The sequence below is a fragment of the Methylomonas methanica genome (assembly GCF_001644035.1).
In the GTDB taxonomy this organism is placed as follows: Bacteria; Pseudomonadota; Gammaproteobacteria; order Methylococcales; family Methylomonadaceae; genus Methylomonas; species Methylomonas methanica_A.
In genome coordinates, this window is sequence record NZ_LUUG01000052.1 from 83,648 (window position 1) to 96,890 (window position 13,243).

Sequence of the window (13,243 nt, forward strand, 5' to 3'; positions counted from 1 at the left end):
CAGCAAACAGATTCAATGACATCAAATACCGATCAGACTTCTGATTTTAACGCACTCGTCGATCCGCACGCCCAGCGTGAGGCCGAAAAATACGAGAACCCCATCCCCAGCCGCGAGCTGATTCTCCAGCTTATTCAAGAAGCCGGCAAGCCGTTACGCCGCCAACAAATCGCCCAACAATTTTCCCTGGAAACGCCCGATGCCTTGGAGGCTTTGCGCCGCAGGCTGCGAGCGATGGAGCGCGACGGTCAGCTAAGTTTTAACAGCCGGCAAAAATATAGTCTGGGCTCCGGGGATAACACCATCGCCGGACGGGTGCTGGGGCATCCGGAAGGCTTCGGTTTCTTGAAACCCGACGACGGTAGCGAAGACCTGTTTTTGTCGCCGCGCGAAATGAAGCCGTTGATGCCCAATGATCGAGTGGTCGTTCGTGTGGCCGGCATTGATAGACGCGGCCGCCGCGAGGCGGCGGTGATCGAAATCAGCGAACGCAATACGCATCAAGTGGTCGGCCGGTTTTTTACCGAAGGCCGCGTGGCGTATGTGGTGCCGGATAACAAAAAAATTGCCCACGAAGTGTTGATTGCCAAGGAAGACGTTGGTCATGCCAAGCAAGGTCAGATCGTGGTGGCCGAAATCATTCAGCAACCTAGCCAGCATTGCCAGCCCTTGGGCCGCATCACCGAAGTGCTGGGTGCGCATATGGCGCCGGGCATGGAAATCGAAATGGCGATTCGCTCGCACGATTTACCCAATCAGTGGCCGGATCAGTTGCTGGAAGAAATCAAGGCACTAACCCCGCAAGTGCCCGAGTCCGCCAAGCAGGGTAGGGAAGATATTCGCAAACTGCCTTTGGTAACCATAGACGGTGAAGATGCCCGCGATTTTGACGATGCCGTCTACGCGCAGAAAACCCCGAAAGGCTGGAAACTGCTGGTGGCGATTGCCGACGTCTCGCATTATGTCAAAGTGGATACCACTTTGGATGCCGAAGCCAAAAATCGCAGTACCTCGGTGTATTTTCCGGAAAAAGTGATTCCGATGCTGCCGGAGATACTCTCCAATGGCTTGTGTTCCTTGAACCCGGACGTGGATCGCTTATGCATGGTCTGCGAGTTGCTGATCAACGAAGATGGGAATGTCCTGCGTTCGCGGTTTTTTGAAGCAGTGATGCGCTCTCATGCGCGTTTGACCTATACCGACGTAGCAAAAATGCTGGTGGACGGTGATCAGAAACTGGCGAAAAAACACGCTGCTTTGTTGCCGCATCTCCAGACCTTATACGGCTTGTATAAAGTCATGCGCAATCAGCGCGAGTTGCGCGGGGCGATGGATTTCGATACTCAGGAGACCAAGATCGTCTTCGGGCCGGAACGCAAAATCTATGAAATAGTACCGCTGCAACGCAACGATGCCCATAAGTTGATCGAAGAATTTATGATCACCGCCAACACAGCTGCGGCGCGGTTTCTGAACAAGAAAAAAATGCCGCGCCTACTACGGATTCACGATGGCCCCGGCCCGGAAAAATTGCTGGCGCTGAAAACCTTTCTCGGCGAACTGGGCTTGTTTCTGGGCGGTAAGGCTCAACCTACGCCATTGGATTACATGCATCTGCTGGAGTCGGTAAAGGAGCGTCCCGACGCGCATTTGATTCAGACCATTTTGCTGCGTTCCATGTCGCAAGCGGTTTATAGTCCGGAAACCAAAGGCCATTTCGGTTTGGCGCTGGATGCCTACGCGCATTTCACCTCGCCGATCCGCCGCTACCCGGATTTGCTGGTGCATCGGGCGATTCGCCATTGTCTGGCCGGCAAATCGGTGGATAGCTTTCATTACACGCATCCCGATATGGTGTTGCTGGGCGAACATTGTTCGGCGAACGAGCGCCGCGCCGACGACGCCACCCGCGACGTGGTGAGCTGGCTGAAATGCGAATACATGATGGACAAGATCGGCGAAGAGTTCGAGGGTGTGATTTCCGCCGTCACCGGTTTCGGGTTTTTCGTCGAATTGCAGTCGATTTATGTGGAAGGCTTGGTGCACATTGCCTCTTTGGTGCAGGATTATTTTGCCTTCGACGCCAGCAAGCATCAGTTATTCGGCGAACGCACCGGCGTGCGTTACCGCTTGGGCGACATGGTGAAAATTCGAGTGGTGCGGGTTAATCTGGACGATAAGAAAATCGATTTTGAATTGATACAATCAGGCAAGAAAATCGCCAAAACCAAGTCTTCGTCAAGTCGCAAAAAAACCGAAGCTGGCGCTAAAGCCCCCAAGTCGGACAAAGATAAAAAAGCCCCAAACAAGCCAAAAGCTAAAAGACGCCGTCGCTCATGAATTTAACCCAATTGTTCGGCATTCACGCGGTGCAGGCCGCGTTGGATTATTCACCGCAAAAAATCCGCCGAGCCTGGATAGATAGTCAAAGGCAGGATGTGCGTCTGAAGCAAGTGATAGACGATCTAATCAAGCTTGGCATCAATCCGGAAAAAACCGAGCGCAAAAAGCTCGAAAAGATGGCCGACGGCAAAAATCACCAAGGCATCGTCGTGGCCGTGGAATTGCCGGCGATGCGCAGCGAAGACCAACTCAAGCACGATGTCGAAGTGCTAACCAATACGCCGTTTTATCTGGTGCTGGATCAAGTGCAAGATCCGCATAATCTCGGCGCTTGTCTGCGCACTGCCGACGCTGTGGGCGCCCATGGTGTGATTGTGACGAAGGACAATGCCGTCGGTATTACGCCAACGGTTTGCAAAGTAGCCAGTGGCGCGGCGGAAACGGTGCCGGTTTATCAAGTCACCAATCTGGCCAGAGTCCTACGCTGGTTGAAAGAGCAGAATATCTGGATCATGGGCGCGGCCGGCGAAGCTGAACAAACCGTGTTTCAGATGAAGCTGGATATGCCCTTGGCGGTGGTGATGGGCACGGAAGGTACCGGCATGCGCCATTTGACCCGTCAGCATTGCGATTTTCTGGTGAAAATCCCGATGGCCGGGCAGGTGGAAAGCCTGAACGTATCGGTGGCGGCTGGGGTATTGTTGTACGAAGTGTTTCGGCAGAAGCTGCTTGCTTAAACTGCATGAAGCGAATTTGCTATGTCGCGGTGGCTCTGGTTGCTAGTACGTTAAACGCTATTGCTCATGCCGAAATCGATGCACGAGCGATTGCTTTTAATTGCCGGAATTGTCACACCGAGTCGAGCTTGGATTCCAAAAGCTCAATCCCGTCGCTAAAAGATTTATCCGCACAACGGATCCGGCAAGCCTTGCTGGATTTTAAATACGACAAAAAACCCGCCACATTGATGCCTCGTCTGGCTAAAGGTTATAGCGACGCGGAACTGGCAGCGGTTGCGGAATATTTGAGTCGCAATTGATGGCCGGCTTATCCAGAAGACGTTTTTTACAAGGCGTTGCCGGGTTTGGCGCCGGCGTTCTTAGCGGTTGTGGCGGATTGCCACTCCGTAGTGGTGGCAAAGCGCATGTCGTTGTGGTCGGCGGCGGCTTCGGCGGCGCGACGGCGGCGAAATATCTGCGTTTGCTGGATGCGAATATTCAAGTCACGCTGATCGAACCTAAAGCTAAATACATCACTTGTCCCGGCAGTAATTGGTTGTTTGCCGGTTTGACGAGCCTCGACCAATTGACGGTCGATTATCAGGCTTTGCAATACAGATATGGAGTCAAGCTGTTAGTCGATCGCGTGAGCAGTTTGGACCCCGCGCGACGGAGTTTGCGGACGCTAGGTGGGCAAAGCCTTAGCTATGACAGGTTAATCTTGTCGCCCGGCATCGATTTTCGCTGGGATGCGATTGCCGGCTACGATCAGGCCGCCACGGAGCAGTTTCCGCATGCCTGGCAGGCCGGTCTGCAGACCTTGCTGTTGGCGCGGCAACTGCAAGCGATGCCTGACGGTGGCGTGGTGTTGATCGCGGTGCCGGCCGATCCTTATCGGTGTCCGCCCGGCCCTTACGAGCGGGCCAGTATGATGGCTTATTGGTTGAAACAGCGTAAACCGCGTTCGAAAATTCTCATTCTCGACGCCAAGCGCAGCTTTTCGAAGCAAACGCTGTTCGAAGCCGGTTGGACGAAACATTACGGTTACGGCACCGCTAATAGCCTGATCGAATGGCATAGCTTGGCGGATAATCCTCTGCTCGAACTAAACAAGCAGAGTAGGGTGCTGACTAGCGAATTCGGCGACCAGTTTAGTGGCGATGTGCTGAATATCATTCCGCCGCAAACTGCCGCACAAATCGCCTTGCAGCATGGTTTGACGGATAGCACCGCTTGGTGTCCGGTTCGGCCGCTGACCGGGCAATCATTATTCGACGATTTTATCCATGTCATTGGCGATGCCGCGCACTACGCGCCTATCCCCAAATCAGCTTTTGCCGCGAATTCCGAGGCCAAAGCGTGTGCGTTGGCGGTGACGAGTTTGATTAATCAGACGCCCATCCCTGAAGCGCATTGGCTGAATACCTGCTATAGCCTGATCGCGCCTGAGCACGGCATTTCCGTGGCAGGGGTTTACAAGCTGGACGCGGCCAACGCGATTATGCCGGTGAAAGGAGCCGGTGGTGTTAGTGCGGGAACGGATGGCGAAGCGGTTGCTTTGGAAGCGGATTATACGCGTGCCGTTTATCGGAGCTTGATGGTCGATACATTTGGTTGATTTGATCATAAATGTTTTATTTCAATGGTTTGTGTTGGTTTTTTGTATTTTTTTTTGAATTGTTTTTCCTTGCAATTGAAACTGAATAAGAAAGCAATTTTTCGGCCATAATTTACGAGTATTTGCCATTGAAGGCGCGGGAATCCGAAAACAGCGTGTTACAATCGCGCCTGTTCCTTTTCCATGGTTGACTGCGTGAAGAAAAAACCGCTATTACAAATACTGTTGCTGAGTATGCTGTCCGGCAAGGCCGCTCATGCAGGCAGCTTTGTAGTTGAGGATATTCAGGTCAAGGGCTTACAAAGAATTTCCGCCGGTACCGTTTACAACTATTTGCCGGTTAATGTCGGCGAAACTTTTTCCGAAGACAAGCAAGCCGCGGCGATCAGAGCCTTATTCAACACCGGATTTTTCAAGGATATATCGCTGGAACGCGATGGCGGTACGCTGGTTGTGAATGTGGTTGAGCGGCCTTCGGTCGCGAAAGTGGTTATCGAAGGCAACAAGGACATCAAAAAAGAAGATTTGACCGAAGCCTTGAAGAAAATCGGCCTGGCGGAAGGTAAGGTTTACAACAAGCAAATTCTGGACAAAGTCGAACAAGAACTGCGCCGACAATATTTCAGCCACGGTAAATACGGCCTGAAAATTAAAACCGAAGTCTCGGAATTGACGCGTAACAGGGTCGGCATTCATATCGACATTTCCGAGGGTCGGGTTGCAAAAATCAAGCAAATCAATATCGTCGGCAGCAAATCGTTTGCCAACGATCTGTTGCGGAAAGAATTCGAATTAAGCACTACCAACTTCCTGTCTTTTTATTCCAAAGACGACCAATATTCCAAACAAAAGCTGTCCGCCGATTTGGAAAAGCTGCGTTCGTATTATCTGGACCGCGGTTATATCAATTTCTCCATCGAATCTACCCAGGTCGATATCACGGCTGATAAAAAGGAAATTTACATCACTATCAACGTCAAGGAAGGCGATGTGTACACCTTGGAAAAGGTGAAATTGTCCGGTGAATTGATCGTGCCGCCGGAAGAGTTGATCAAGTTGGTTAAGGTCGGGCCGGGCGAGATTTTCTCCCGAAAAAACGCTACTGAAACGTCCAAGTCCATTTCTGATCGCCTGGGTGACGAAGGCTACACCTTTGCCAACGTGAATATGGTGCCGGAGATCAACGAACAGCAAAAAACCGTGGCGATGACGTTCTTTGTCGATCCGGGCAAACGTGTGTATGTCCGCCGCATTAACGTCAAGGGCAACACTAAGACCCGTGACGAAGTCATCCGCCGCGAAGCCCGGCAGATGGAATCCAGTTGGGCAGCCAGCAGCAAGATTGAACGGACCAAGACCCGTCTGGATAGATTGGGTTATTTCGAGGAAGTGGGGGTGGAAACCCCGCCCGTGGTCGGTTCGGCCGATCAGATTGACGTCAATTACACGATCAAGGAAAAAGCCTCCGGTAACTTGCAGGCTGGTGTTGGTTACTCCCAGGTGCAAGGTATTATTTTTAATGCCAACGTATCGCAAGACAATATCTTCGGTACCGGTAAGCGGGTGGATTTTGCGTTTAACAACAGTAGTATTTTGACACGCTACAATCTAGGTTTTTCCGATCCCTACTACACGCTGGATGGCGTGGCGATGGGCTATAACCTTGGTTATACCTCCCGAAATGCTTATGCGGCTAACTTGGCGGCTTACAATACAACCATCACGAACGCCGGTATCAACTTTGGTATCCCGTTGAACGAGTTCGACCGCATTGGTTTTGATATTGATCTAAAGCGCACCGAGATCGAAAACACTAACTTATCGTCGGACACGATTCTGAAATTCTTAGGGTTTCAGAAGGGCGACAATATTTCGGCTATCAGATCCAAAAGTTTCGATACCCTGTCAACGTCTGCGGGTTGGACGCATGATACGTTAGACAGAGCCACCTTTGCTCATAGTGGTGGTCAGCAAAGGCTGTCCGGATTGATTACCGTACCCGGCAGCGATTTGGAATATTTCAAAGTTGGCTATAAACACCAGCATTATTTTCCCTTATCCAATGACTTTACCTTCCGCTTGTTGGGTGAGGTGGCGCACGGCGGCAGCTACGGTGGTAGTTCCGGTTTGCCGTTTTTTGAAAACTACTTTGCCGGTGGTACTGGGGACGTTCGCGGTTTTATGCAAAACACCCTGGGTGTAATCGACACAAACGAAATCAATACTGCCAACACCTACAATCGTCCTATCGGTGGTTCTACAAAGATGATTGGCAAAGCCGAACTGTTTTTCCCTGTGCCGTTCTTAAGCGATATGAAATCGGTGCGGATTGGCTCTTTTGTTGACGCTGGTACTCTGGCGCCTGGACTCAATACCGGCGATTTGCGCAAGTATTTCCGTTATTCGGTGGGCTTGTCCGGCGAATGGTTATCCCCGTTTGGGGCCTTGGCGGTCAGTGTCGCCCAACCCCTGAATTCGGAGAGTACCGATAGAACTCAAGCCTTCCAGTTCACCTTCGGCTCGGGATTTTAGTTTAGTTTGAGCCTGTTTTGCCCTATAATCGCGTTTGCGTTCTGTCTTAAACTCAAAAAAATTAACCGGAGATGGTTTTGACCATGAAAAATAGAATTTCTTTGTTTCTAATGCTGATGATTTTTGCTGGCGTAAGTCATGCAGAGCTGAAAATCGGTTTTGTCAATGTGGCCAAGGTTTTGGAAAAAGCCCCGCAAGCCGCCAAAGCAAAAACTCGCTTGGAAACTGAATTTTCACCAAGAGACAAAGCGCTGGTTTCTCAGCAAAAAGAGATCAAATCACTTGAAGAAAAGTTGGGCCGCGACACTGCGGTAATGGGCGAAGAAGAGCGTCATAGAATCGAAAAAGACATTCTGGATAAAAAACGCGACGCGGCTCGTGCGCAACAGGAGTTCAGCGAAGATTTCAACATGCGTAGAAACGAAGAGTTGGGCAACCTGCAAAAACGTATCGTGGAAGCAGTAAGAGCGTTAGCCAAGGAAGAGTCGTTTGATTTGTTGCTGACCGACGGTGTTATTTATGCCAACGATCAAATTGACGTTACCAGCCGCGTTCAGCAAAAACTGGAAAACTTGTCGCAGTAAGATTTCCCCCGATGCTTCCCTGATTGCGGAAGCGTGCAGCACTTTAAGTCGGGAAGTTCCCAGTCTAAGCGAACTTCCCGCTTCCCCTCTAATTCGCGCAGATAACTCATGGCCGGCACACTCGATATTTTACAAATTCAGGAACTTTTGCCACATCGCTATCCTTTCTTACTGGTAGACAAGGTACTTGAATGCGAGTCTGGCGTGCGTTTGTTGGCTGTGAAAAACGTGACATTTAACGAGCCGTTTTTTCAAGGCCACTTTCCACATAAGCCTATATTCCCTGGTGTGCTGATCATGGAAGCACTGGCGCAAACCACCGCGTTACTTACCTCACAGAGCGACGATAAACTGGGCAAAGGCACCACGTATTTTCTCGCCGGCATCGACAATGCCCGGTTCAAAAAACAAGTCATTCCCGGTGATCAATTGCGTTTGGAAGTCACTTATATCAAACACAAGCGTCATCTATGGTCGTTCGACTGCCGTGCGGAAGTAGATGGCGAGCTGGCCGCCAGTGCGCAAATTATGTGCGCGGCCGTTGCCGCAGAGGCCTAAATGATAGATCCCAGAGCGGTTGTTCATATCAATGCCGAATTGGCCGAAGACGTTAAAGTAGGGCCATTCTCGGTCATTGGCCCGGAAGTGCAGATAGATTCAGGTACAGAGATCGGGCCGCATGTGGTGATTAAAGGCCCTACCGCCATCGGCAAGGATAATACGATCTATCAATTTACTTCGATAGGCGAAGACCCGCAAGATAAAAAATACGCCGACGAAATCACCCGCTTGGAAATCGGCGACCGCAATGTGATCCGCGAATTTTGTACGATGCACCGTGGCACGCAGCAAGATCGAGGTTTGACTTTGATCGGAAGCGATAATTTGTTCATGGCTTACACGCATGTCGCGCACGATTGTGAAATCGGCGATCATGTCATCATGGCCAACGGCGCCTCGATTGCCGGCCATGTGCATCTCGGCGATCACGCTATTTTGGGCGGTTTTACCTTGGTGCATCAGTTTACCCAAATCGGCGAATACAGCTTTTCGGCGATGGGTAGTGCGATTACTCAGGATATTCCGCCGTATGTCATGGTTGGCGGCAGGCCGACTCGCCCGCACGGCATCAACTCGGTCGGCATGGAACGCAATGGTGTGCCGCCGGAAGTGATCAGGCAGATTCGCAAAGCCTATAAAATCCTCTACAAAAATAATTTGCGCTTGGAAGACGCTATCGAAGAAATGGAAGATATGGCCGGCGAAAGCAACGAACTTTCCAATATGGTCAGCTTTCTCCGCAATGTCACACGCGGTATCCTCCGATAACCCCCTGCGCATAGCCGGTATCGACGAAGTTGGCCGCGGCTGCATAGTCGGTCCGGTGGTTGCGGCCGCAGTGATTCTCGATCCCGCCCAACCTATTGCCGGTTTGACCGACTCTAAAAAACTCACGGAAAAGAAACGCAAACTACTTGCCGAACAGATCAAAGCCAATGCCTTGTGTTGGGCGGTTGCCCGCGCCGAAGCCAGCGAAATAGACCGTATTAATATTCTGCAAGCGACGATGGTGGCAATGCAGCGAGCGGTGTCGCAATTGGATTACCGCCCTGACTGGGTCAAGGTGGACGGCAATCGGCTGCCGACACTCGATATGCCAGGCGAAGCTATTGTGCAAGGCGATTTATTGGTTCAGGAAATTTCCGCTGCCTCGATATTAGCGAAAGTCGCGCGCGATGAGGAAATGCAGACGCTGGATAGGCTGTATCCCGGTTATTCTTTTGCGGTCCACAAAGGTTATCCGACCCAGCAGCATTTAGCAGCCTTGCGACAATTGGGTATTACCCCACACCATCGAAAATCGTTTGCCCCGGTCAAGAAATATCTTGTTTAAACAGCCATGACGCCGAGTTTCGTTCATCTTCGTATTCATACCGAATTTTCTTTAGTTGACGGTATCGTCAGGATCAAGCCCTTAGTAAAGAAGCTGGCTGAGTATGCAATGCCGGCCGCCGCAATTACCGAACAGAGCAATCTGTTCTCGCTGGTTAAATTTTATAAAGCCGCGCAAGGTGCAGGCATCAAGCCCCTGATCGGCGCCGACGTGCTGATTTTTAATCCCGATGAGCCGGCCTCGCCGTTCCGCCTGACCATGTTGGCGCGCAATCAAAAAGGCTATGTGACGTTGACCGAGCTGATTTCCCGAGGCTACCAAGAAGGGCAGCATCAAGGGATACCGATGCTGCAGAAGGACTGGGTTACCGAAAATCACGAGGGTTTGATCGTGCTATCTGGAGCGATGGATGGCGACATTGGCCAAGCTTTGTTAGCGGAAAATGCCGAGCAAGCCAAGCGTTGTGCCGAATATTGGCAGGATCTGTTTCCGAACAGTTTTTACCTGGAATTGCAGCGGGTTGGTAAGGCAGACGAGGAGCGTTACATCAAATTGGCAGCGGATCTGGCTGCCGAGCTGGATTTGCCGGTGGTCGCCACCAACGATGTGCGTTTTATCAGTAACAACGACTTCGACGCGCATGAAGTGCGCGTCTGTATTCATCAAGGTCGAGTGCTGGACGATAGCCGCCGGCCGAAAAACTATACCGCTCAGCAATATTTGCGGACGGCTGAGGAAATGGCGGAATTGTTTGCCGACATTCCGGAGGCTCTGGCCAATAGTGTTGAAATTGCCAAGCGCTGCAATGTCGAGCTGACTCTGGGCGAAAACTATTTGCCCGATTTTCCGGTTCCGGAGGGCATGACCCTGGACGACTATTTCAAGCAGGCTTCGCGCCAGGGTCTGGAAGAACGTTTGATCCAGTATCCGCCGGTAGGCAAGGGCAGCTTCGAGGAAAACCGCAAAGTTTATGACGAGCGCTTGGAAGTTGAGCTGAGCGTGATCACCCAGATGGGGTTTCCCGGCTATTTCATGATTGTCGCCGACTTTATTCAGTGGGCCAAGAACAATGCGATACCCGTCGGGCCGGGTCGGGGATCGGGCGCAGGTTCCTTGGTGGCTTATGCCCTGAAGATTACCGACCTCGATCCTATCGAATTTGATTTGCTGTTCGAGCGGTTTTTGAATCCGGAACGGGTGTCGATGCCGGATTTCGATATCGACTTTTGCATGGAACGCCGTGACGAGGTGATCGATTACGTGGCCCGCCATTATGGCCGCGATCATGTGTCGCAGATCATTACCTACGGCTCGATGGCGGCCAAGGCGGTGATTCGCGACGTGGGTCGGGTGATGGGGCACGCCTACGGTTTCGTGGATAGGCTGGCAAAATTGATTCCATTTGAAATCGGCATGACCCTGGATAAGGCGCTGCAAGACAGTGCCGAGTTGAAGGCTTTGTACGATACCGAGGAAGAAGTTAAATCGTTGATCGATATGGCGCGTTCCTTGGAAGGTATTTCCCGTAATGCCGGCAAGCACGCTGGCGGCGTGGTCATTTCGCCGACCAAACTCACCGATTTCAGCCCATTGTATTGCGAGCAGGGGGGGGGCAATCTGGTAACGCAGTTTGATAAGGACGATGTCGAAGCGGTCGGCTTGGTTAAATTCGACTTCTTGGGTTTGCGCACGCTGACGATCATCGATTGGGCGCTGCAAACCATTAATCGCCAGCGCGCGCAACGGGGCGAAGAACCGGTGGATATTACCCAGATTCCGCGCGACGACCTGCCAAGCTATGAATTATTAAAAAATGCCCAAACCACCGCTGTATTTCAGCTGGAGTCGCGCGGCATGAAGGAGTTGATCAAAAAACTGAAACCGGATTGCTTCGACGACATCATCGCGCTGGTGGCTTTATTTCGTCCCGGGCCGTTGGAGTCGGGCATGGTCGACGATTACATCAACGTCAAACACGGTGCCAAGGCCGAATATGCTCATCCTTTGCTGGAACCGATTCTAAAGCCCACCAACGGCGTTATTCTGTATCAGGAGCAGGTGATGCAGATCGCCCGGGAATTGGCCAGTTATACCTTGGGCGGCGCCGACATGTTGCGGCGGGCGATGGGTAAGAAAAAACCGGAGGAAATGGCCAAGGAACGGGAGAAATTTATGTCGGGCGCGGTGGCAAACCAGATAGATGCATCGATCGCGACTTACGTTTTTGACCTGATGGAGAAATTCGCCGGCTACGGTTTTAACAAGTCGCACTCGGCGGCTTATGCGCTGGTAGCCTATCAAACGGCCTGGTTGAAGGCGCATTTTCCGGCCGCGTTCATGGCGGCGGTGATGTCGTCGGATATGGATAACACCGACAAAGTGGTGGTGTTGATCGACGAATGCCGGGAAATGAAGCTGGATATTTGCCCGCCGGACATCAATGTTTCCGACTTCCGTTTTACCGTAAACGACCAGGGGCAGATTGTTTACGGTATCGGCGCGATCAAGGGTGTCGGTGAAAATGCGATTGAAGATTTGTTGAAAGAACGCAACGCCAACGGGCCCTATGGCGGCTTGTACGACTTATGCAAGCGCGTCGATTTACGCAAGGTTAACCGCCGGGTTCTGGAAGCATTAATCAGGGCTGGGGCGCTGGATGCCATTGACCCTAATCGCGCGGCACATCTGGCCGAACTGACCACGGCGCTCAGAGTTGCCGAACAACATGGAAAAATGGCTCTGGCCGGTCAAAACGATCTGTTTGGTTTGGCTGTGCAGGTGGAAGTTAGCGATGGAGAAGCGGAAGCTTATTCCACTGTAGTCGAACCGTGGACCGAAAAAGAAAAGCTGGAAGCGGAAAAGCAGACGCTGGGTTTGTTTCTGACCGGCCACCCCATAGCCGAATATCTGCCGGAATTGAAACATATTACTCATGGTTCGCTAGCCAGCCTGGAGGTCGATGCCGGCCGTTCCAGAGGCAAAATGGAAGGGCGGGTAGCCGGTTTGGTCGTGGAAATGCGCACCCGGCAAACCAAGCAGGGCAAGATGATGGGCTTCGCGACGCTGGATGACCGTACCGGACGTCTGGAAGTGGCGGCGTTCAGCGGCATTTTCGACAAATACCGGAACTTGCTGGCCAAGGACACTTTGTTGGTCGCCGAAGGTTCGCTGGCGATGGACGACTTTACCAATAGTCTGCGCATGACCGCCGAAAAACTATACAGCATGGAGCAGGCACGGGAAATGTTTGCTCGGGCCATTGTGTTGCATTGGGATAGCAGGCAATGGCGGATGGAGCGCAGTTTTGTTGATGCGCTGGCGGAGACACTGAGACCGTTCTGCGGCGGGCTTTGCCCGATCAGCATCGAGTTTGCGAAAGCGGAAGCCAAAGCCAATCTACAACTGGGCGACGAATGGCGCGTACATCCCAGCGATGAATTGTTAACCCGTTTACGACGGTTGTTGTCGATGGATGCGGTGCAAGTCAGGTATTAAGCCGGCGTGAACGTCAGCGACAGGCATAAAAAAGGGAGGCGCTAACCTCCCTTTGACG

The 13,243-nt window shown here is 51.9% G+C and carries 10 protein-coding genes; all 10 read left to right on the forward strand.

Annotated elements, in window-relative coordinates:
• Positions 1–15 precede the first annotated feature (15 nt).
• The 10 genes from rnr to dnaE all read left to right on the forward strand — a co-directional run bounded on the left by rnr (position 16) and on the right by dnaE (position 13,185).
• Positions 16–2,340: a ribonuclease R gene (rnr, locus tag A1332_RS06310; protein WP_064007705.1), complete on the forward strand. Its 2,325-nt coding sequence runs from the start codon at positions 16–18 to the stop codon at positions 2,338–2,340.
• On the forward strand, positions 2,337–3,080 hold the full coding sequence (rlmB, locus tag A1332_RS06315) for a 23S rRNA (guanosine(2251)-2'-O)-methyltransferase RlmB (RefSeq protein WP_064007706.1): 744 nt from the start codon (positions 2,337–2,339) through the stop codon (positions 3,078–3,080). The genes rnr and rlmB overlap by 4 nt, the downstream gene beginning before the upstream one ends.
• Before the next feature lie 5 nt (positions 3,081–3,085).
• Positions 3,086–3,382, forward strand: coding sequence for a c-type cytochrome (locus A1332_RS06320; protein WP_082879564.1), 297 nt, complete (start codon positions 3,086–3,088; stop codon positions 3,380–3,382).
• On the forward strand, positions 3,382–4,680 hold the full coding sequence (locus A1332_RS06325) for an NAD(P)/FAD-dependent oxidoreductase (RefSeq protein ID WP_064007707.1): 1,299 nt from the start codon (positions 3,382–3,384) through the stop codon (positions 4,678–4,680). The genes A1332_RS06320 and A1332_RS06325 overlap by 1 nt, the downstream gene beginning before the upstream one ends.
• Positions 4,681–4,875: 195 nt before the next feature.
• The gene (gene bamA, locus A1332_RS06330) at positions 4,876–7,212 is read left to right on the forward strand and encodes an outer membrane protein assembly factor BamA (protein WP_419865989.1); all 2,337 of its coding nucleotides are present in this window, start codon (positions 4,876–4,878) and stop codon (positions 7,210–7,212) included.
• Positions 7,213–7,295: 83 nt separating this feature from the next.
• Entirely contained in the window at positions 7,296–7,796 is a 501-nt protein-coding gene (locus tag A1332_RS06335; RefSeq protein WP_020485707.1) for an OmpH family outer membrane protein, read from the forward strand.
• A gap of 108 nt (positions 7,797–7,904) precedes the next feature.
• Positions 7,905–8,354, forward strand: a complete 450-nt coding sequence (gene fabZ, locus A1332_RS06340; protein WP_064007708.1) for a 3-hydroxyacyl-ACP dehydratase FabZ — start codon at positions 7,905–7,907, stop codon at positions 8,352–8,354.
• Positions 8,355–9,125 (forward strand): acyl-ACP--UDP-N-acetylglucosamine O-acyltransferase, encoded by a 771-nt coding sequence (lpxA, locus tag A1332_RS06345; protein WP_064007709.1) that lies wholly within the window; start codon positions 8,355–8,357, stop codon positions 9,123–9,125. It begins immediately after the preceding gene.
• Positions 9,100–9,690 (forward strand): ribonuclease HII, encoded by a 591-nt coding sequence (gene rnhB / locus A1332_RS06350; protein ID WP_064007710.1) that lies wholly within the window; start codon positions 9,100–9,102, stop codon positions 9,688–9,690. Before lpxA ends, rnhB begins: the two co-directional genes overlap by 26 nt.
• 6 nt (positions 9,691–9,696) lie before the next feature.
• Positions 9,697–13,185, forward strand: coding sequence for a DNA polymerase III subunit alpha (gene dnaE / locus A1332_RS06355; RefSeq protein WP_064007711.1), 3,489 nt, complete (start codon positions 9,697–9,699; stop codon positions 13,183–13,185).
• Positions 13,186–13,243 lie beyond the last annotated feature (58 nt).